The organism is Kitasatospora sp. NPDC059408, from assembly GCF_042751525.1.
In the GTDB taxonomy this organism is placed as follows: domain Bacteria; phylum Actinomycetota; class Actinomycetes; order Streptomycetales; family Streptomycetaceae; genus Kitasatospora.
Genome location: NZ_JBHYWI010000015.1, coordinates 100526 through 119812, shown reverse-complemented (window position 1 = coordinate 119812; position 19287 = coordinate 100526). Strand labels below are relative to the sequence as shown.

The 19287-nt window shown below is 74.9% G+C and carries 17 protein-coding genes; 13 read left to right on the top strand and 4 right to left on the bottom strand.

All coding sequences use genetic code 11. The annotated features are described in order from the left end of the window. The first annotated feature begins 25 nt into the window (after window positions 1-25). The 5 genes from ACFXDE_RS13090 (at window position 26) to ACFXDE_RS13070 (ending at window position 5824) form a co-directional block, all read left to right on the top strand. Complete coding sequence (locus tag ACFXDE_RS13090) at window positions 26-742, top strand: rhomboid-like protein (RefSeq protein WP_380493683.1); 717 nt, start codon at window positions 26-28, stop codon at window positions 740-742. A 72-nt stretch (window positions 743-814) separates the two neighbouring features. Continuing rightward, window positions 815-1894 carry a PP2C family protein-serine/threonine phosphatase gene (locus ACFXDE_RS13085; RefSeq protein ID WP_380493681.1) on the top strand — a complete coding sequence of 360 codons (1080 nt, stop codon included), beginning with the start codon at window positions 815-817 and terminating at the stop codon, window positions 1892-1894. Between the two features lie 16 nt (window positions 1895-1910). Further along, entirely contained in the window at window positions 1911-2771 is an 861-nt protein-coding gene (locus ACFXDE_RS13080; RefSeq protein WP_380493679.1) for an NAD-dependent protein deacetylase, read from the top strand. A gap of 223 nt (window positions 2772-2994) precedes the next feature. Next, a complete protein-coding gene (locus ACFXDE_RS13075) occupies window positions 2995-4416 on the top strand; it encodes a family 2B encapsulin nanocompartment shell protein (RefSeq protein ID WP_380447643.1) in 1422 nt (473 codons plus the stop codon). Continuing rightward, window positions 4403-5824 (top strand): SufS family cysteine desulfurase, encoded by a 1422-nt coding sequence (locus tag ACFXDE_RS13070; RefSeq protein ID WP_380493677.1) that lies wholly within the window; start codon window positions 4403-4405, stop codon window positions 5822-5824. Before ACFXDE_RS13075 ends, ACFXDE_RS13070 begins: the two co-directional genes overlap by 14 nt. A gap of 73 nt (window positions 5825-5897) precedes the next feature. Here ACFXDE_RS13070 and ACFXDE_RS13065 read toward each other — a convergent pair whose 3' ends face one another. After that, complete coding sequence (locus tag ACFXDE_RS13065; RefSeq protein ID WP_380445856.1) at window positions 5898-6326, bottom strand: hypothetical protein; 429 nt, start codon at window positions 6324-6326, stop codon at window positions 5898-5900. Between the two features lie 251 nt (window positions 6327-6577). On the opposite strand from ACFXDE_RS13065, the gene cseB reads away from it, so the two are divergent. From cseB to ACFXDE_RS13045, 4 genes are all read left to right on the top strand, one after another. Continuing rightward, on the top strand, window positions 6578-7294 hold the full coding sequence (gene cseB / locus ACFXDE_RS13060) for a two-component system response regulator CseB (RefSeq protein ID WP_380445855.1): 717 nt from the start codon (window positions 6578-6580) through the stop codon (window positions 7292-7294). A 5-nt stretch (window positions 7295-7299) separates the two neighbouring features. Further along, window positions 7300-8544, top strand: coding sequence for a sensor histidine kinase (locus tag ACFXDE_RS13055; RefSeq protein WP_380493674.1), 1245 nt, complete (start codon window positions 7300-7302; stop codon window positions 8542-8544). A 148-nt stretch (window positions 8545-8692) separates the two neighbouring features. Next, window positions 8693-9442, top strand: coding sequence for an ABC transporter ATP-binding protein (locus ACFXDE_RS13050; protein ID WP_380493726.1), 750 nt, complete (start codon window positions 8693-8695; stop codon window positions 9440-9442). A 27-nt stretch (window positions 9443-9469) separates the two neighbouring features. Beyond that, the gene (locus ACFXDE_RS13045) at window positions 9470-12025 is read left to right on the top strand and encodes an ABC transporter permease (protein ID WP_380493672.1); all 2556 of its coding nucleotides are present in this window, start codon (window positions 9470-9472) and stop codon (window positions 12023-12025) included. Window positions 12026-12331: 306 nt separating this feature from the next. Here the strand turns inward: ACFXDE_RS13045 and ACFXDE_RS13040 are convergent, their stop codons facing one another. Then, window positions 12332-13117, bottom strand: a complete 786-nt coding sequence (locus ACFXDE_RS13040; protein WP_380445852.1) for an amidohydrolase family protein — start codon at window positions 13115-13117, stop codon at window positions 12332-12334. A gap of 96 nt (window positions 13118-13213) precedes the next feature. Between ACFXDE_RS13040 and ACFXDE_RS13035 the strand changes: the two genes are divergently transcribed. The 4 genes from ACFXDE_RS13035 to ACFXDE_RS13020 all read left to right on the top strand — a co-directional run bounded on the left by ACFXDE_RS13035 (window position 13214) and on the right by ACFXDE_RS13020 (window position 17243). Then, window positions 13214-13582, top strand: coding sequence for a MerR family transcriptional regulator (locus ACFXDE_RS13035; RefSeq protein WP_380493669.1), 369 nt, complete (start codon window positions 13214-13216; stop codon window positions 13580-13582). 148 nt (window positions 13583-13730) lie between these two features. After that, on the top strand, window positions 13731-15101 hold the full coding sequence (locus tag ACFXDE_RS13030; protein WP_380493667.1) for an MFS transporter: 1371 nt from the start codon (window positions 13731-13733) through the stop codon (window positions 15099-15101). A 25-nt stretch (window positions 15102-15126) separates the two neighbouring features. Beyond that, on the top strand, window positions 15127-15834 hold the full coding sequence (locus tag ACFXDE_RS13025) for a response regulator transcription factor (protein WP_380493665.1): 708 nt from the start codon (window positions 15127-15129) through the stop codon (window positions 15832-15834). After that, window positions 15831-17243 carry an ATP-binding protein gene (locus ACFXDE_RS13020; RefSeq protein ID WP_380493663.1) on the top strand — a complete coding sequence of 471 codons (1413 nt, stop codon included), beginning with the start codon at window positions 15831-15833 and terminating at the stop codon, window positions 17241-17243. Before ACFXDE_RS13025 ends, ACFXDE_RS13020 begins: the two co-directional genes overlap by 4 nt. Window positions 17244-17293: 50 nt before the next feature. On the opposite strand, the gene ACFXDE_RS13015 is transcribed toward ACFXDE_RS13020, so the two are convergent. After that, window positions 17294-18256, bottom strand: coding sequence for a TAXI family TRAP transporter solute-binding subunit (locus ACFXDE_RS13015; protein ID WP_380493661.1), 963 nt, complete (start codon window positions 18254-18256; stop codon window positions 17294-17296). Then, the gene (locus tag ACFXDE_RS13010; protein WP_380493659.1) at window positions 18253-19107 is read right to left on the bottom strand and encodes a polysaccharide deacetylase family protein; all 855 of its coding nucleotides are present in this window, start codon (window positions 19105-19107) and stop codon (window positions 18253-18255) included. Before ACFXDE_RS13010 ends, ACFXDE_RS13015 begins: the two co-directional genes overlap by 4 nt. Window positions 19108-19287: the final 180 nt, after the last annotated feature.

The following is a 19287-nucleotide window of genomic DNA, read 5'->3' as shown; positions in this document are numbered from 1 at the left end:
TGGGCGAACGGAGAGAGGATCCTCGATGAGCCACGCCCGCGTGCCGGGCCGCACCTCCGTGCTGGCCCGGGCCGTCTGGTCGTACGTCCGGAGCGCGCCGGGTACGTTCGTCTGGCTGGCGATCCTGCTCGGCACCACCCTCGTGATCGACCGGGTGAGCCCGAGGGTGGCCCACCACATCCTGGAGAAGCGCTCGACCAACCTGCACCACCTGGAGGTCGCGCCGCTGAAGGTGCTGTTCAGCAGCGCCCTGTGGATCGAGGGCGGCGGCTGGTGGTTCTACTTCGTGCTCTACAACGTCTTCCACGTGCCCGCCGAGCGCTGGCTCGGCACCGTGCGCTGGCTCGCCGTCGTCCTGATCGCCCACATCGGTGCGACGTACATCAGCGAGGGCGCGCTGTACTGGGCGATCAGCCGGGGCCTCGCCCCGCACCGGGCCGTGTACACGCTCGACGTCGGCGTGAGCTACGCCCTCGCGGGCGTCGTCGCCGTGCTCACGTACGCCCTCGTCCGCCCGTGGCGGTACGTGTACGCGGCGGGTGTGGTCGTGTTCTACGGCTACGGCCTGCTGCAGAACCGCGACTTCACCAGCGCGGGCCACTTCACCGCCGTCCTCATCGGCCTCGCCTGCTACCCGTTCACCCGGGGGCGGCCCGCCGCCTTCGACCCGGTCGCGGCGGCGCGCACCGCCTGGCAGTGGGTCCGCGGGCATGGGCGCCCCAGCCGGTCCCGGAGCTTCTAGGGCGTGTCTTTCGCCCTAGGATCGGAAGCGAGACCGCCCCCGCGAGCGGAGCCAGGAAGGCGGGTGGCGCCGATGACACCGAGGGACGGCCCGTGGCCGCGCTACCTGCGCGTGCTGCCGTGGCTGCTGGTCGCCGGCGGCCTGCTGTGGAACGCCATCGACACGACGAACTACTGGGGCGACCCGATGGTGGCCGCCGCGGCGGTCCTGGCGGGCGCGCTGCTCCCGCTGCGGGACACGCTCGCCGTCGGCGCCGCCAACGTGGTGGGCATCGTCGCGTTGTCCTTCCGCGACGGCACGATCGGCACCGAGGGCGGCTACCTGGAGCTCACCAACACCGTGTTCGCCGCGCTGCTGGGCGTCTGGATCAACCGCGTCGTCGCCCGCCACGGCCGGCGGCTGGCCACGGTGCGCAGCGTCGCCGAGGCCGCCCAGCTGGCCGTCCTGCCCGCGCCGCCGGACCGGGCGGGGGAGCTGACGGTGGCCGCCTGCTACCGGGCGGCCCAGACGGAGGCGCTGATCGGCGGCGACGCGTACGCCGTCCAGGAGACTCCGTACGGCGTGCGGCTGATGATCGCGGACGTGCGGGGCAAGGGCCTGCCGGCGGTGGCGACGGTGTCGGTGCTGCTCGGGGCGTTCCGGGAGAACGCCTCGCGCGCCTCGGACCTGGTCGCGCTCGCGGACGCCCTGGAGCAGTCGCTGGCACGCGAGAGCGAGCACCGCGACGAGGAGGTGCGGACGGAGGGGTTCAGCACGGCGCTGCTCGCGGAGTTCCCGGGCGGCCGGGACGCCGTGCACGTCCTGAGCTGCGGCCACCCCGGGCCGTACCTGCTGGGCGGCCCGGGCGGCGTGCGGCGCCTGGACGCGGCCGACCCCGGCCTGCCGCTCGGCATGGGCGCGCTGGGCCCGGACCGCTCGGCGCCGGACCGGTGGCCGTTCCCGGCCGGGCACACGCTGCTCCTGGTCACGGACGGTGTCACCGAGGCCCGGGACGGCGCCGGGCGGTTCTACGACCCGGTGAGGGGCCTCGCCCCGCTGGGTCCGTTCGCCGGGCCGGGGGAGGTGCTGGACGCCCTGGGGCGCGACGTGGCGGCCTGGACGGGCGGCCCGCGGGACGACGACATGGCCGTCCTCGCCGTCACTCGTCCATGAGTTCTACTCTTGCCCCGTGAGTGCGCACGCGACGCTCGACGACGCCACGGCGGCCGACCTCGAAGGCCTGGAGACGCTGGTCCGGCTGCTGGCCGGGCGGGGCGTCGTGGTGCTCAGCGGCGCGGGGCTGTCGACGGAGTCCGGCATCCCCGACTACCGGGGCGCCACCGGCAGCCGGCGCCGCCGCGCGCCGATGACGTACCAGGAGTTCACCGCCGGCGAGGAGGCCCGCCGCCGGTACTGGGCGCGCAGCCACACCGGCTGGCGCACGATCGCGGCGGCCGAGCCCAACGCCGGGCACCGGGCGGTGGAGCGGCTGCGCCGCTCGGGCCACGTGGCGGCGGTGATCACGCAGAACGTCGACGGCCTGCACTGTGCCGCCGGCACCCGGGCGGCCGTCGAACTGCACGGCGGACTGCACCGGGTGGTGTGCCTGGAGTGCGAGCGCACCAGTGCGCGCGAAGAGCTGGACGGGCGGCTGGAGGAGCTGAACCCGGGCTTCCGCGCGGCGGGGGCGGAGGTCCGCCCGGACGGCGACGCCGAGCTGCCGCAGGAGCTGGTCGACGCGTTCCGGGTCGCCCCCTGCGGGGCGTGCGGCGGGGTCCTCAAACCGGACGTCGTGTTCTTCGGCGAGAGCGTGCCGAAGCCCCGGGTGGAGCGCTGCTTCGGGCTGGTCGACGCCGGGCAGGCGCTGGTCGTGCTCGGGTCGTCCCTCACCGTGATGTCGGGCCTGCGCTTCGTGCGGCACGCGGCCCGGGCGGGCACCCCGGTGGCGATCGTCAACCAGGGGCGGACCCGTGGCGACGACCTGGCCGCGGCCCGGATCGACCTGCCGCTGGGTGCCGTGCTGACCGAGGCGGCGCACCGGGTGGGCTGACGTCGGGCCCCGTTTTACCGCGCCGTTCAAAGCCCTGCTTGGGAACACATCCGGGGCGCTTATGGCCAAACTCACTCGTTCGAGTGAGTTTGGCGGGGCTCGGTAGCCCTGCGTACTGGTGCGTCCACAGATCGGTGAACCTAAACGTCCTCACACGAACCCGGATCGGCCGCAACAATCTGACGCATCGTCGGATCAGCCGATTTACGGGAGGGGACCACACGTGACCACCGAGGCCGTCCAGCAGAGCCAGCAGAGTCAGCAGAGCCTCAGTACCTCCGCCGCCCGGAACCTCGCCACCACCACCAAGACCGTGCCGCAGATGCTCGGGATCACCCCGCGCTACCTGCTGCGCGCGCTGCCCTGGGTGGACCTGGAGGCCGGGGTCTTCCGCGTCAACCGCCGCCGCGGCTTCATCCTCGGCGACGGGCTGATCAGCACCTACGTCGACGGCGCCGGCGCCAACCAGGTCGTCGCCGAGGACCTGCGCGAACTGGCCTTCCTCAGCCAGGTGGACAGCCCGCTGCTCGCCGCGCTCGCCAGCGCCTTCGTCGAGCGCGAGGTGGCGCCCGGCGAGCTCATCGTCGAGGCCGGCGCCCCCGCCGACCAGCTGCACATCATCGCGTTCGGCCGCGCCGAGAAGCGCGCCACCAACGAGTACGGCGCGGACGCCCTGTTGGCCGTCCTCGGCGAGGGCGACTTCTTCGACGGCGCCGAGTGGGCGAACGGCACGGACACGACGTACCGGGTCAAGGCCGTGAGCGCGTGCACCGTGCTCTCCGTCGAACGCCGCACGCTCGTCGAACTCGCCGACCGCGAGCCCTCGTTGCGGGCGCAGCTCGACGAGTTCGCCGCCGCCTCCGTGCGGCCGTCGACCGACCGCGAGCACCCGATCGACCTCCAGTCGGGCCACGCCGGCGAGCCGTACCTGCCCGAGACCTTCGTGGACTACGAGGACAGCCCGCGCGAGTACGAGCTCAGCATCGCGCAGACCGTCCTGCGGGTGCACACCCGCGTCGCGGACGTCTACAACTCCGGCATCGACCAGGTCCAGGCCCAGTTGCGGCTGACCGTCGAGGCGCTGCGCGAGCGCCAGGAGTGGGAGATGCTCAACAACGCCGAGTACGGCCTGCTCAACAACGTCGCCGCGAGCCAGCGCGTGCGCACCCGCAAGGGCGCGCCGACCCCGGACGACATGGACGAGCTGCTCACCCGGGTCTGGAAGCAGCCGGCGTTCTTCCTCGCCCACCCGCGCGCCATCGCCGCGTTCGGCCGCGAGTGCACCCGGCGCGGGGTGCCGCCGCAGATCGTCGAGCTGTTCGGCAGCCCGTTCCTCACCTGGCGCGGCGTGCCGCTGCTGCCCTCCGACAAGCTCGACCTCAAGGGCTCGGCGAACTCGGCGCCCGGCACCACCAACATCCTGCTGATGCGCGTCGGCGAGGACCGCCAGGGCGTCGTCGGCCTGCGCCCGGCGAAGGTGCCGGACGAGGTCGAGCCGGGCCTCGCGGTGCGGGCGATGGGCGTCGACCGGCAGGCCATCACCTCGTACCTGGTGACCAGTTACTTCTCCACCGCCGCCCTGGTGGACGACGCGGTCGCCGTGCTCCAGAACGTCGAGGTGTCCAACTACCATGACTACTCCTGACGGGTTCGGGCGCGGCTCCGGGATCCACGGAGTGGCCCAACGGCCGCCGTACGGGACCGACATGACCGCGATCCCGTTCTACTGGCTGCCGCCCCAGGCGGCCCCTTCGGCCCCGCAGGTCCCTTCGGCCCCGCAGGCCCCTTCGGCGCCGCGGGCCCCGCAGGCCACGTCGGCGCCCGCCGCGCCCGCCGGCGGGTTCGACGTCGAGGCCGTCCGCCGCGACTTCCCGCAGCTGCACCGGGAGGTGAACGGCCACCCGCTCGTCTGGCTGGACAACGGGGCCACCACCCTCAAGCCCCGCCAGGTCGTCGAGGCCGTCGGCGAGCACTACGCGACGAGCACCTCCAACGTCCACCGCGGCGCCCACACCCTCGCCAAACAGGCCACCCAGGTCTACGAGGAGGGCCGCGCCGAGGCCGCCCGGCTGCTCGGCACCCCGGACCCGGACGAGATCGTCTTCGTCCGCGGCACCACCGAGGCCGTCAACCTCGTGGCGCAGAGCTGGGGCCGGGCCAACCTCGGCGTCGGCGACGAGATCCTCGTCTCCGCCGCCGAACACCACTCCAACCTCGTGCCCTGGCAGCTGATCGCCAAGGAGCGGCGGGCCCGGGTCGTGCCGATCCCGCTGCTCCCCGACGGGCAGCTCGACCAGGACGCCTACCGGGACCTGCTCGGCTACCGCACCAAGCTGGTCGCGCTCACCCACGCGTCCAACGTGCTGGGCACCGTCCCGCCGGTGGCCGAGATGACGGCGCTCGCCCACCGGTACGGTGCCCGGGTGCTGGTCGACGGTGCCCAGGCGGTCAGCCACTTCCCGGTCGACGTCAAGGCGTTGGACGCCGACTTCTACGCCTTCTCCGGGCACAAGATCTTCGCCCCGACCGGCATCGGCGTCCTGTACGGCAAGCGCGACGTGCTGGAGGCCATGCCCCCGTGGCAGGGCGGCGGCAACATGATCGACTCGGTCTCCTTCGACGGGACGACCTACGCCCCCGTCCCGCACCGCCTGGAGGCCGGCACCGGCCACATCGCCGGCGTCGCCGGCCTGGGGGCCGCGCTGCGCTACCTGTCCGGCCTCGACCGCCAGGCGGCCACCGCGCACGAGGAACAGCTCACCGCGTACGCCATGGCGGCCCTGGCCACCGTGCCCGGGCTCCGGCTGATCGGCAACGCGCGGGGGAAGATCGGCGTGCTGACCTTCCTGCTCGCCGGCGTCGACCCGATGGCCGTCGCCGCCCGGCTCGACCAGCAGGGCATCGCCGTCCGCGCCGGCCACCACTGCGCCCAGCCCGCCCTCGCCACCTACGGCGTCCAGAGCGCGGTCCGCGCGTCGCTGGCCTTCTACAACACCGTCCAGGACGTGGACAGCCTGGTCACCGCCCTCCAGGGCGTCCAGGCCACCTCCTGACCCGCGAACGGGCGGACACCACCCCGCAGGTGGTGTCCGCCCGTTCGCCGTGCCCCGGCGCGTCAGCCGCCCGTCAGCCGCCCGTCAGGCCGGGCTCCCGGTGCGGCCGGGCCGGGTTGGCGGCGGTCGCGTAGAGGACGGAGAGGAGGAACAGTCCCCCGCCCAGGTGCCAACCCCCGCAGACGGCACTCCAGATCCCGCCCAGGAAGTGCGCCACCGCGACGACGGTCAGGCCGAAGACCACACCGCGCTCCCCGGAGCGCGACCGCCGCACGGACGCGACGACGCCCCACCCGCAGAGCGCCGCCCACACCAGGCCCAGCGCGGGGAAGACCGCGACACCGTAGCGGGAGAAATCGGTCCCGTCGTCGTCCAGGTAGGCCACGCTGCGCATGCTCCACGCCGCGTACGCGATCCAGAGGCTCAGCAGGACCTCGGCGACCAGCGCGACGCGGGCCGTGACGACGGCGAGCCTGGCGCCGTCGAGGCGGGGAACTCTCACGGGATGGTGCGCCCTTTGGGTGCGGGTCGGTGGTTGGAACCCCGAGAGCCTAGTTGATGACCAAGAATCAGTAAAGACTGATGCGTTAATGGGTAATGCGATGAGGGATTTGTATCCGTCGTGTATCGACGGGCGCTTGATCCGGCGTCGATGTCCTCCGGTGCGGCGGGGGTGTCCGATGTCTGCGGTATCGTCCCTTTCACGTTCCTGCCCCCGCCCCGCCGACCGTCCGTAGAGGAGGCGTCCGTCCCGTGTCCGACGTCCCTCCGGTCCGTGTGTTGCTGGTCGAGGACGACGCGTTGATGCGGCGGGCGTTCACCGTCGCGCTGGAGCGGTACGGGTACGCGATGACGGCCGCGGCGGACGGGCTCACCGGGCTGGAGCTGTTCCGTGAGCGGGAGTTCGACCTGCTGATCCTGGACGTCATGCTGCCCGGCCTGGACGGGATCGGGCTGTGCCGCAGGGTGCGGGAGACGAGCCTGGTGCCCGTGCTGATGATGTCCGCCCGTGGGGACGGGCTCGACGTCGTCGCGGGGCTGGAGGCCGGCGCGGACGACTACGTGGTCAAGCCCGTCGACACGTTCGTGCTGGTCGCGCGCATCCGCTCGCTGCTGCGGCGGGCCACGTACGCACCGGCGCCGGGCCCGCGGCCGGAGCGGGCCGGGCCGGCCGCCTCCGACGGCGAGGTGCTCACCTTCGGGGACCTCGCCATCGACACCGCCGGGATGGTCGTGTCCGTCGCCGGGGCGCCCGTGGCGCTGACGCCGACAGAGCTGAAGGTGCTCCTGGAGTTCGCCGCCAGGCCGGGCGTCGTGCTGGAGCGGCACACCCTGCTGCGCGACGTGTGGGACTACGGCTGGGACGGCGACAGCCGGGTCGTCGACCTGTGCGTGCAGCGGCTGCGCCGCAAGCTGGGGCGGGACCGGATCGAGACGGTCCGGGGCTTCGGCTACAAGCTCAGGCGCTGAGCCCGGTGCGAACGCCCGGGCGCCCGCGCCGCACGTCCCTGCGCTGGAAGATCGCCGCGCTGGCCGCCCTCACCGCCTGCCTGGTCGCGGCGGCCGTCGGCGTGCTGGTGCACGTGTGGACGGCGCAGGACATCCGCGACCGCGCCGACGCGCAGGCCTTCAACACCGTCTACTCCGCCATGGACGTCTACCGCCGCACCGGCGCGCTCGCGGACGGCGCCGAGCTCGACCCGGCCGGCCTGCCCGCCGCACTGCGCGACCCGGTCGACGGGCAGCGACACACGGCCTACGACGGGAGCGTCCACGGCAACCTCGGCCCGAGCGTCTGGGGCGCCCAGCGCACCGCGGGCCCGGGCAGCCCGGTGCTCGCCGTCCGGGTCAACACGAGCCCCGAACTCCACACCCTGAGCCGCCTCGACGCGACCGTCACGGTCGCCTCGCTGATCGCCCTCGGCGCCGCCGTGCCCGTCGCCGTCTACGGCGCCGGGCTGCTCGGCCGCCGGCTGCGCCGCGTCTCCGAGACCGCGGGCCGCATCACCGCCGGCGACCTCGACGCCCGCACCGGGCCGGCCGGCGGCCGCGACGAGGTCGCCGACATCGCCGCCGCGGTCGACCTCATGGCCGACAGCCTCGGCCGGCGCCTGCGCGCCGAACGGCAGTTCACCGCCGACGTGGCCCACGAGCTGCGCACCCCGGTGGGCGGCCTGCTCGCCGCCGTCGACCTCCTGGTGCCCGGCGAGACCGAGGACCTGTTGCGCGCCCGGGTGCGCGACCTGCGCGGCCTGGTCGAGGACCTCCTGGAGATCTCCCGCCTCGACGCGGGCGCCGAACGCCCCGTCCGCGCCTCGGTGCCGCTCGGCGCCGTCGTCGCGGAGGCGGTGACGCGCACCGGCCTGGACGCCGAAGTCACCGTGGCGGACCGGGAGTTCCGGGTGGAGACCGACCCGCGCCGGCTGGAGCGCATCGTCGGCAACCTCGTCGTCAACGCCCACCGCCACGGCGCCGCCCCCGTGCACGTCCGCGTCGACGGCCGGACGGTCGCCGTGCGCGACCACGGCCCCGGCTACCCGCCGGACCTGCTGCTCCACGGCCCGCGCCGCTTCCACACCGGCGCCCGCGAACGCGGCACCGGCCACGGCCTCGGCCTGACCATCGCCCTCGGCCAGGCCCGGCTCCTCGGCGCCGACCTGCGCCTGGACAACGCCCCGGACGGCGGCGCCCTCGCGACCCTGCGCCTGCCGCCGGACTGACGCCCGTCCGACGCGCTACGGAACTGCTACGAACGGGACCGGCCATCGATACACGGCCGCCCAGGGCTCCGATACGTTCCCCCGACACCCTCTGAAGTGCACGTCCCCGCACCGAAGAGGAGCCCCCGTGACACCCGATCCGCTCACCCTGCACCATGCGCCCGGCATCGCCGCCGCCACCAGCGGCCTGACGAAGGTCTACGGCTCCGGCGACACCCGGGTCACCGCCGTCGACGGCGTCAGCATCGGCTTCCGGGAGGGCGAGTTCACCGCCATCATGGGCCCGTCCGGCTGCGGCAAGTCCACCCTGATGCACTGCGCCGCCGGGCTCGACACCCCCACCTCCGGCTCGGTGCGCATCGGCACCACCGAGCTCGGCACGCTCGACGACCGGCAGCTCACCCGGCTGCGCCGGGACCGGATCGGCTTCGTCTTCCAGGCGTTCAACCTCCTGCCCACGCTCAGTGCGCTGGAGAACATCACGCTGCCGCTGGCCATCGCCGGGCGCCGCCCCGACCAGCGCTGGCTGGACCGGGTGGTCGCCATGGTCGGCCTCGCCGAGCGGCTCGGCCACCGGCCCGCGCAGCTGTCCGGCGGGCAGCAGCAGCGCGTCGCGGTCGCCCGCGCACTGGCCGGGCAGCCCGCCGTGGTGTTCGCGGACGAGCCGACCGGCAACCTCGACTCCCGCGCCGGGACGGAGGTCCTCGGCTTCCTGCGCGACTCCGTCCGCGAACTGGGCCGGACGGTCGTCATGGTGACCCACGACCCGGTCGCCGCCGCCTTCGCCGACCGCGCGGTCTTCCTCGCCGACGGCCGGCTGGTCGACGAGATGGTGCGCCCCACCCCCGACCGCGTGCTGGACGTCATGCAGAGCTTCGACGCGCGCGCCGCCCGCTGACGCCGCCAACCGCCCAGGAAGAAACCCATGTTGACAACAACTCTGCGCAACGTCCTGGCGCACAAGGCCCGGCTGGCGATGACCGTGCTCGCGGTCTGCCTCGGGGTCGCGTTCGTGTCCGGCACCCTCGTGTTCGCGGACTCCACCACGGCGGCCCACCGCGCCGCCGCCTCGAAGAACTTCGCCGGCGTCGCCCTCACCGTGACCGCCAAGGAGCCCCGGCCCGGCGCCGGCGCCGACCAGCCGACCAGTGTGCTCGACGACGCGCTCGTGCGGAAGCTGGGCGACGTGCCCGGCGTCGCCGCCGTCCGGCCGTCCGCCGACGGCTCGGCCGTCCTGAACGCGGCGGACGGCACCCCGCTGCGGGTCGGCGCGCGCTGGGCCAACCAGGCCGCCGCCTACGTCCCCGGCAAGGACGGGACGGACGGCCGCTACCCGCTGACGGAGGGCCGCGCGCCCCGCGGCGGCGACGAGATCGCCGTGGACCGCGGCACGGCCGCCGCCGGCCGGCTGAGGATCGGCGACCCGGTCACCCTCGCCACCGACGGGCCGGCCATGACCAAGCACCTCGTCGGCCTCGTCACCACCGACGACACCCGGGTGACGGCCGGCGGCACCCTCGTCCTGTTCGACCGGGCGACGGCCCAGCAGCTGTTCGCCACCCCTGGCCATTACACCGGCATCGACCTCGCCGCCGCGCCCGGCACCGACCAGGTCGACCTCGCCCGCAAGGTCGCCGCCGTGCTCCCCGCCGACCGGGCCGAGGCCACCACCGGCGCCGCCCAAGCCGCCCAGCAGACGATCCTCGTCGACACCCTCACCCGCGGCTACGAGAAGCTGCCGCTGGTCTTCGCCGGCGTCTCGCTCTTCACCGCCTCATTCCTCATCGTCAACACCTTCACCATGCTCGTCGCCCGCCGCACCCGCGAGATCGCGCTCCTGCGGGCGATCGGCGCGCAGCGCCGCCAGGTGGCGCGGGCCGTCCTGCTGGAGGCCCTCGTGGTCGGGCTCGCCGCATCGGCGGCCGGGTTCCTGCTGGGCCTCGGCATCGCCGCCGCACTGCCCGGACTCCTCGGCGACGGGCTGCCGCGCGGCCCCCTCGTGATCGGCCCCGCGCCCGTCGCGGCGGCGCTCGCCGTGGGCGTGGGCGTCACCGTGCTCGCCGCGTGGCTGCCGTCCCGCCGGGCGGCGAGGGTCGCGCCGATCGAGGCGCTGCGGACGGCCGAACAGCCGCCGCCCGCCCACCGGTTGCACCTCCGCGCCGTGGCAGGCCTCGTCCTGGTCGCGCTCGCCGCGGCCCTGCTGGTGTCGCTGCGCGGCGCGAAGGACGCCTCGGAGGCGAACCTGCAGAGCGCGATGCTCGGCTGCGCCGTGCTCGTCTGCGGCCTGATCGCGCTCGCGCCGGTGCTCGCCGCCCCGGTGATCCGGACGTTCGGCAGGCTCACCGGCCGCCTCGGCGTCGCCGGGCGCCTCGCCCGGGAGAACGCGCTGCGCGACCCCCGGCGCACCGCCGCGACCGCCGCCACCCTCATGATCAGCACCGCGCTCGTCACCGGCCTCGCCACCATCGGGCACTCCGCCGCGCAGGCCCTCGACCACCGGGCCGCCGCCGGGCTCGCCGCCGACTACGTGATCGGCTCCCGTTCCACCATGGACGGCGTCGACCCGGCCGCCGTCGCACGGATCGCCGCCACCCCGGGCGTGCGGACGGCGAGCGCCGTCACGGACTCCACCCTGGTGGCCGGCGGTACGGTCCTGGAGGTCGCGGGCGTCGACCCCGACACGGCGGGCGGCGTCCTGCGGCTCGACCTGACCGGCGGCTCGCTCCAGGACCTCGGTCCGGGCCGGGTCGCCGTCTCCGCCACCGTCGCCCGCGAACACCACCTCGCCCCGGGCGACCACCTCGACGCCCGCATGGGCCGCACCCAGGACGCCCGCCCGTACACCGTCGTGGCGGTCTACCGGGACGACCCGACGGCCCGGGACGTGCTCGCCGCGCGCGCGGAGGTGGCGCAGAACAGCCACCTGCCCGGCTCCGTCCAGCGCATCCTCGTCCGCACCGCCGACGGCGCCACCTCCCCGGCCCTCGAACAGCGGCTGCGCACCGCCGTCGGCAACAGCCCGCTGGTGAAGGTGCAGGACCGCGCGCAGCTCGTCCGCGAGGCGGCCGGGGTCATGGGCGACCTGCTGGCCGTCATGTACGGCATGCTCGCCGTCGGCGCGCTGATCGGCGCGCTCGGCATCGTCAACACCCTGGCCGTGTCCGTCGCCGAACGCACCCGCGAGATCGGCGTCCTGCGCGCCGTCGGCCTGGACCGCGCGGGCGTCCGGCGGATGATCCGCCTGGAGGCGGTGACCGTCGCCGCGTACGGCACCCTCCTCGGCCTGGCGGCCGGCCTGGCCAGCGCGTGGGCGGTCGGCCCGCTGGCCACCGGCGCGGTGGAGCACTACACGCCGGCGCTGCCGTGGGGCACGCTGCTCCTGGTGTGCGCGGTCTCGCTCGTGATCGGCGCCCTCGCGGCCGCCGTCCCGGCCCGCCGGGCGGCCGCCCTGGGCCCGCTGGCGGCGGCCGCCGAGGCGTGAGACCCGGGTTGCGCTCGTGCCCCGACGGTGGCGCGACCCGCGGCGGCCCGTGGGGGTGGGGCGTGCCTTTCGGTTCACCCCGAAGTCCGCGAGGCCAGGGTGGATCACGCCCCGCCCGCCGGGCCTGCGTTCCGGCCGGTTCGTCCGCGCTCCGGCCGGGACGTGGGGCCGTCGCTCCGCGGGTCGTCGCTTCCCTGCCCGGGCGCGTCACGCCCTGCCCGCCGGGCCTGCGTCCGGCCGGCCCGTGCGGCACCCGTTCCGCCCGCCCCCACCCCCGTCGGGGGCGGGCGGAAGCCTCAAACGGCCTCAGAGGCCCAGGAGTTCGGCGAAGGTCCCGCCCAGCACGCGGTCCCGCAGTTCGCCGGGCGGCGTGGCGCGCTCGACCATCGCGCGGGTGACGACCGGGTCGCCGTAGGGCGCGTCCGAGCCGAAGAGCGTCCGGTCGGGCACCTCGCGGATCGCCAGTCGCACGGCGAACACGACGCTCGCCGTGGACAGTTCGAGGTACAGGTTCGGGGTCTCCCGCGCCAGCTCGATCGCCTGCAGCCAGTGGAGTCCGCCGAGCTGGCTGAGCACGAGCGGCACGCGCGGGTGGCGGCGGGCGAGTTCGGCCAGCGTCGCGATGTCGCCGGCGGTGGTCGGTGCGAAGCCGTGGACGACGACCGGCAGCCCGCCGTGGTCGGCGGCGGCGCGCAGCACCGGCTCGACCAGGCCCGCGCCGTCCGGCGGCGGCGTCAGCTCGCCGATGCCCCGGAAGCCGCGTGCGACGACGTCCCGCTGCACCTCCTCGGCGATCCGCTCGGCCGGTACGTCCAGCCGCACCTTCCCGAAGCCGATGAACCGGTCCGGGTGCGCCGCGCAGACGGCGGCGAGCTCGTCGACCGCCGCCGCGTGGGCATCCGCGCCGGCCGAGCGGCCGCTGATCGTGTCGTGCAGGACGCTCATCTCCCGCTTGAAGCCGGCCAGGTCGCCGGCCCGCTCCGGGTGCGGCCGGGTGCCGAAGAGCACGGCGCGGTCGACGCCCGCCTCGTCGAGCAGGGCGAGGTGGCCGTCCACCGGGTCGTGGACATGGCTGTGCGCGTCGATGATCAACGGAATCTCCTGGTCGGTGCCGCCGTGCGGGGACGGGCACTAGTGTTCAACCCTGACACCGTGACAAGGTCAAGCCGGACGGGGGAGCGGGGCACGATGAGGATCGGCGAACTGGCGGGGCGCAGCTGCACGAGCGAGCGCCTGATCCGCTACTACGAGCGGGTCGGCCTGCTCACATCGACGCGTCTCCCCAACGGTTACCGGGACTTCGAACCGTCCGCCGAGCGGACCGTGCGCCAGATCCGCGCCCTGCTCGCGGCCGGGCTGCCGACGCGGACGATCCAGCAGCTCCTGCCCTGCGGCGAGCCGGACGGCCCGCTGCGCGCGTGTCCGGGGGTGCTGCGCAAGCTGCGCACCCAGCTCACCGAACTCGACCGCCGCGCCGATGAGTTGGACCAGGCCCGGCACGCCCTGCGGCAGGCCATCGCGGCCACCGCGGCGGCCGGTCTGCCGCCGGCGGCCTGATCGGGGGCGGCCTCCGCAGCCCGGCGCGCGCCGTCCTGGCCGACCTTAGCGGGACGTTAGATCTGGGCCGCACTCCTTGCCGCCGGTCGCGGCCCGGCTGCACGCTCTGGGGCACCTCACCCGCCCTGGAACACCCGTGGGAGCCTCCATGTCGTCGTCGTCACTGCCCTCGTCGTCGTCCGCCGCCCCTCCGAAGCCGTCACGCGAGGAGCGGGCCCGGCGGCGGCTCGCGCTCGTCGGGGGGTCGCTGGGGAACCTCGTGGAGTGGTACGACTGGTTCGTCTACGCCAGCTTCGCGGTGTACTTCGCCGACGACTTCTTCCCCGGGTCGGACTCCACGGCCAAGCTGATGAACACCGCCGGGATCTTCGCCGTCGGGTTCCTGATGCGGCCGGTCGGCGGCTGGGTGCTCGGGCGGGCGGCCGACCGGCACGGGCGCAAGAGCGCGCTGACCCTGACGGTCACGATGATGTCGGCGGCGGCCGTGCTGATCGCGGTCGCGCCGACGTACGGGCAGGCCGGGTACCTCGGGGCGGCCGTCCTGCTGGTGGCGCGGCTGCTGCAGGGCCTGAGCATCGGCGGCGAGTACGCGGCGAGTGCGACCTACCTGACGGAGGCGTCGGCGCCGAACCGCCGGGGGCTCGGCTCGTCGTTCCAGTACGTGTCGATGACGGTCGGCCAACTGCTCGGCCTCGGCATCCTCATCGTGATGCAACACACCCTCACCACCAAGGAGTTGCACGCCTGGGGCTGGCGCGTGCCGTTCCTCCTCGGTGCCGTCTTCGCACTCGTGGTGTTCTGGCTGCGCCGCCGGCTGCCGGAGACGGACGCGTTCACCAAGGAGACCGCCGGCCGGGCCGAGGGCGCCCGGGGCACGCTGCGCGGGCTGTGGGAGCACCGCCGCCAGGCCGTCCTGGTCATGGCGCTCACGCTCGGCGGCACCGTCGCCTACTACACGTACACCACGTACCTCACCAAGTACCTGATCGGCAGCGCCGGCCTGCCCAAGAACACCGCGACGCTGGTCAGCTTCACCGCGCTCGCGGTCTTCGCCGCCGTGCAGCCGCTCGCCGGGCTGCTCTCCGACCGGATCGGGCGCCGCCCGCTGCTGATCACCTTCGCGATCGGCTGCACCGTCGGCACCTACCCGCTCATGTCCGCGCTGGGTTCGGCCTCCTCGTACTGGTCCGCGCTCGGTCTGTCCGTGGTGGCCCTGCTGATCGTCACCGGCTACACGTCGATCAACGCGGCCGTGAAGGCGGAGCTGTTCCCGACCCGCATCCGCGCCCTCGGCGTGGCCCTCCCGTACGCGCTCGCCAACGCGCTCTTCGGCGGCACCGCCGAGTACGTGGCGCTCTGGTTCAAGAACGCCGGCCACGAGTCCGGCTTCTTCTGGTACGTCTCGGCCTGCGCGCTGGTGTCGCTCGTCACGTACCTCTTCATGCCCGACACCCGCGACGCCGAGCTCGACCCGGCCGGGACCCCCGACGCGGGTGCGGTGGCGCAGGCCGTACGGTAGTCACCTCACAGGTGGGGAGGACCGCGTGCACGTGCTTCTCGTCGAGGACGACGACCGCATGGCCCAGGCCCTCGCCACCGCCCTCGCCCGCCGCGGCCACACCGTGCGCCGGGTGGTGCGCGCCGCCGAGGCGCTGCGGCACGTGCGGGAGGCCGGGTTCGTCCTGCTCGACCTCGGCCTGCCCGACCTGGACGGCCTCGACCTGCTGCGCAAGCTGCGCACGGTCTGCCAGGTGCCGCTGATCGTCGTCACCGCCCGCAGCGAGGAGCGCGACATCGTCCAGGGGCTGCGGGCGGGGGCCGACGACTACGTGATCAAGCCGTTCCGGATGGCCGAACTCATCGCCCGCGTCGACACCGTGCGCCGCCGGCTCGGACGGCCCGCGCCCCCGGACGGCACCGGACCCGGCCCCGGCGACGGACGGCAGGTGCGCACCGGCGACGTCGCGGTCGACCTCGCCGGCCGGACGGTCACCGTCGGCGGCGCCGAAGTCCGGCTCACCCGGCGCGAGTTCGACGTCCTCGCACTGCTCGCCGCGCAGCCCGGCGACGTCCGCTCGCGCGAGGAGATCCTCGACCGCATCTGGGGCGACGCGTTCCTCGGCTCCTCGCGCTCCCTCGACGTCCACGTCGCCGGGATCCGCGCCAAGACCGGGCGCGCCGGACTCGTCCGCACGATCCGCGGGTACGGCTACCAGCTCGGCGACCTGGGGCGGGAGCGCGGTACCGGATGAGGCGCCGCCTGCTGGCCGTCCTGACCGCGCTCATCGGGACCGCCGTGCTGCTCCTCTCGCTGCCCCTGGCCGACTCCTACGCCCGCGGCCGGACGGAACACCTCCTCCTCCAGCGCCGCGCCGACGCCGTCCGCTTCGCCGACCTCGCCAACCGGATCCGCACCGACGCCGACCGCCGCGAACTCACCGCCGAACTCACCCGCTACGCCGAGCTCTACGGCGCTGCAGTGACCGTCGTCGACCCCTCCGGCGGGGTCCTCGGCCGGGCCGGGGCTACCCCCACGGACGCCATCGCGGAGGACGCCCGCAGCCGGGCCCTCACCGGCCGCTCCACCGAGATGCTGCCCACCATCCTCCCCTGGGGGCCGGACACCGTCCTCCTCGCCGAACCCGTGGGCCAGGACGAACGCGTCAACGGCGCCGTCCTGTTGACCGTCCCCACCGCCGCCGCGCGCCACGACGTCCTCGTCCGGTGGGCGCTCATCGCCGCGGGCGCCGTCACCGCGTTCGTTGCCGCCGCCCTCGTCGCGGCGGGGCTGGCCCGCTGGCTGCTGCGGCCCGTCGACGAACTCGACCGCGCGGTGGCCCGGTTGGCGGACGGACGGCTGGAGGCGCGGGCGGTGTCGGACGGCGGCCCGCCGGAACTGCGCAGGCTGCGGCGGCACTTCAACGGCATGGCGCAGGCCGTCGCCGACGCGCTGCGCCGCCAGCGCGACTTCGTCGCCGACGCCTCCCACCAACTCCGCAACCCGCTGGCCACCTTGGTCCTGCAACTGGAGAACGCCGAACCGCACGTACCGCCCGGCCCCGGCCTCGCCGCGCACGCCCTGGCCCTGGACGAGGCCGACCGGCTGGCCGAACTCCTGGACGGGCTGCTGGCGTTGGCGAGGATGGAGTCCGCGTCCGAGCCGCTCGCGGAACACGACGTGTCGGCGGCCGTCCGCGACCGGGTGGCCGCCTGGGCGCCCGTGTTCCGCGCCGGCGGCCAGGAGCTGACGGCGGACGTCACCCCCGGCCTGCGCGCCCTCGCGCTGCCCGACGCGGCCGGACGGGTGCTGGACGCGCTGCTGGACAACGCGGGCAAGTTCGTCCCGGAGGGGGAGCGGATCCACGTCACGGCCGAGGCCGCGCCCGACGGAGACGGCACGGTCGTCGTCCGGGTGGCCGACACGGGACCCGGCGTGGAAGCCGGGCAACTCCCGCTGCTGCTACGGAGATTCAGCCGAGCGCCCGAGCACCAGAACGTCCCCGGCACCGGCCTCGGCCTGGCCATCGCGGACGAGCTGGCGCGGGCCTGCGGGGGCACCCTGACCGTCGCGCCGACGAGCCCGCACGGACTGACCGTCGAGCTCCGGCTCCCGGGGGCGGACGGGCAGAGCCCGGGCCGGGTTCCGGTACCCCGGCGCTGAACGCCTCGGCTCGGCTCTGTCCGGGATCTTGGAATCGCTGGACGGAAAGCTCAGCCGTAGACCGACCGGTAGTACGCCGCCGCCCCCGGGTGCAGCGGCACCGCCCCGGTGGAGACGGCGAACCGGGGCTCCAGCCGGGCCCCCGCCGTCACGGCGCGCAGCAGCGTGGCCCACCGGTCGAACAGGATCCGCAGCAGCTCGCGCACGGCGTCCTCCGGCACACCCGGGCGGGCCGTCAGGTAGTTGCCGACTCCGACGGTGCCGATCGGGCTCCGCAGGCCGTACGCCCCGGCCGGGAGCGTGACCGCCGAGTACACGGGGCCGTACCGCTCGCGCAGCGTCCCGGCGACGTCGTCCAGCGGCACGAACCGCACCGGCAGCTGCGCCGAGAGCCCGGCCACGGCGGGCGTCGGCACACCGCCGGACCAGAACACCGCGTCCACCTCGCCCGCCCGCAGCGCCGCCAGCGACTCGGCCAGCCCGAGCGTCTCCTCCTGCACCGGCGCGGCGCCGCCGGTGAGCGCGGCCTGCTGGAGCAGCCGCTTGGCCGTCACCTGGAGCCCGGAGCCCGCCGCACCGGTCGCGACGCGCCGCCCGGCGAGGTCGGCGAGCTCGTGCACCGGCCCGTCGGCGGGCGCGATGAGGTGGATGTAGTTGACGTAGACCCGCGCGAGCGCCGTCACGGCGAGCGGCCGGGCGAAGGTGTCGCGGCCGAGCACCGCGTCCTCGGCGGCGTCCGCGGTGGCGAGCGCGAGGTCGACGGACCCGCCGTCGAGCCGCCGCAGGTTGTCCACGCTGGCCGCGGTGCTCACGGGGGTGACGGACAGCCGCCGGCGGCCGGCCGCCACGGCGTCGGCGAAGGAGCGTCCGAAGGCGTTGTACGGCCCGCCCTCGGGCCCGCTCGCCAGCCGCAGCGACCCCGTCGGCCCGCCCCCGTCCGAGCACCCGGCGAGGACGGCGGCGGCCCCGCCGAGCAGCGCGGCCCGGCGGGTGACGGGCGGTCCGCCGATCAAAGCGTCACGAAGGCGTAGCCCTTGGCCTTGAGCGCCGGCAGCACCGAGCGCAGGGCGTCGAGGGTCTGCGAGCGGTCGCCGCCGCCGTCGTGGCAGAGCAGGATGTCGCCGGGCTTGGCGGCCAGCAGCTTCTCGGTGATCTTGTTGACGCCGGGCCGGGCCCAGTCCCGCGGGTCGACGTCCCAGTCGATCGGGGTCAGGCCGAGGCGCGCGGCCTCCTGGAAGACCGTCGGGGACCAGTCGCCGCCGGGCGAGCGGAACAGCGTCGGCACCGGGGCCCCGGCGTCGACGACGACGGACTGCGTGTCGGTGAGCTGCTGCCGGATCTGCGCGGCGCTGCGGTGCGAGAACGGCTGGGGGTGCGTCATGGTGTGGTTGGCCAGCACGTGGCCGTCCGCGGCGATCTGCCGGATGACGTCCTTGTTGGCGTGCGCCTCGCTGCCGACCACGGAGAACGTGGCGCGGATGTCGTACTTGCGCAGCAGCTGCAGCACCTGCGGGGTGTAGAGCCGGCTCGGGCCGTCGTCGATGGTCAGGGCTACGGCGTTGGACGGCGCGGTGGGCAGCAGGTCGTGGACCTTGAAGACCGGCTTGCTGCGCACCCCGACGGGGGTGGCCGACGGCACCGGCAGCCCGGGGACGGCGGGCGGGTCGGTCGGCGCGGCGGGGGAGAAGGAGTCGTTCGGCGAGTCCCCGTTGGCGCTGTCGGCGCTCGCGGACCCGGAACTGCTGCACCCGGCCAGCGCGCCGCCGGTCCCGAGCACGGCGGCGCCCGTCGCCGCCCACGTCAGCAACTGCCGCCGCGCCACCGCCCGTTCGTCGTCCGCCCGGTCAGGTCGCCGCATTCCCATGAGCCGTCTCCCCCGTGTCCTTCTGCCGGTCCTGCCCCTCGGACGCGGTGGCGGCCCGGTCCGGTTGCCGTGGTCACCGCTCTGAGGGTTCGCGAGGCAGCAGCGTACTCCCGCGGAACACCGGAAGTCGGCGGGCCCGACTTCTCGCTCACCCCACTCATCCCACTCATCTCACTCACC

Bases quoted from the DNA above. Each gene is read 5' to 3' on its own strand.
- ACFXDE_RS13090 (WP_380493683.1), top strand. From the start codon at position 26: ATGAGCCACGCCCGCGTGCCGGGCCGCACCTCCGTGCTGGCCCGGGCC.
- ACFXDE_RS13085 (WP_380493681.1), top strand. From the start codon at position 815: ATGACACCGAGGGACGGCCCGTGGCCGCGCTACCTGCGCGTGCTGCCG.
- ACFXDE_RS13070 (WP_380493677.1), top strand. From the start codon at position 4,403: ATGACTACTCCTGACGGGTTCGGGCGCGGCTCCGGGATCCACGGAGTG.
- ACFXDE_RS13045 (WP_380493672.1), top strand. From the start codon at position 9,470: ATGTTGACAACAACTCTGCGCAACGTCCTGGCGCACAAGGCCCGGCTG.
- ACFXDE_RS13035 (WP_380493669.1), top strand. From the start codon at position 13,214: ATGAGGATCGGCGAACTGGCGGGGCGCAGCTGCACGAGCGAGCGCCTG.
- ACFXDE_RS13030 (WP_380493667.1), top strand. From the start codon at position 13,731: ATGTCGTCGTCGTCACTGCCCTCGTCGTCGTCCGCCGCCCCTCCGAAG.
- ACFXDE_RS13020 (WP_380493663.1), top strand. From the start codon at position 15,831: ATGAGGCGCCGCCTGCTGGCCGTCCTGACCGCGCTCATCGGGACCGCC.
- ACFXDE_RS13010 (WP_380493659.1), bottom strand. From the start codon at position 19,107: ATGGGAATGCGGCGACCTGACCGGGCGGACGACGAACGGGCGGTGGCG.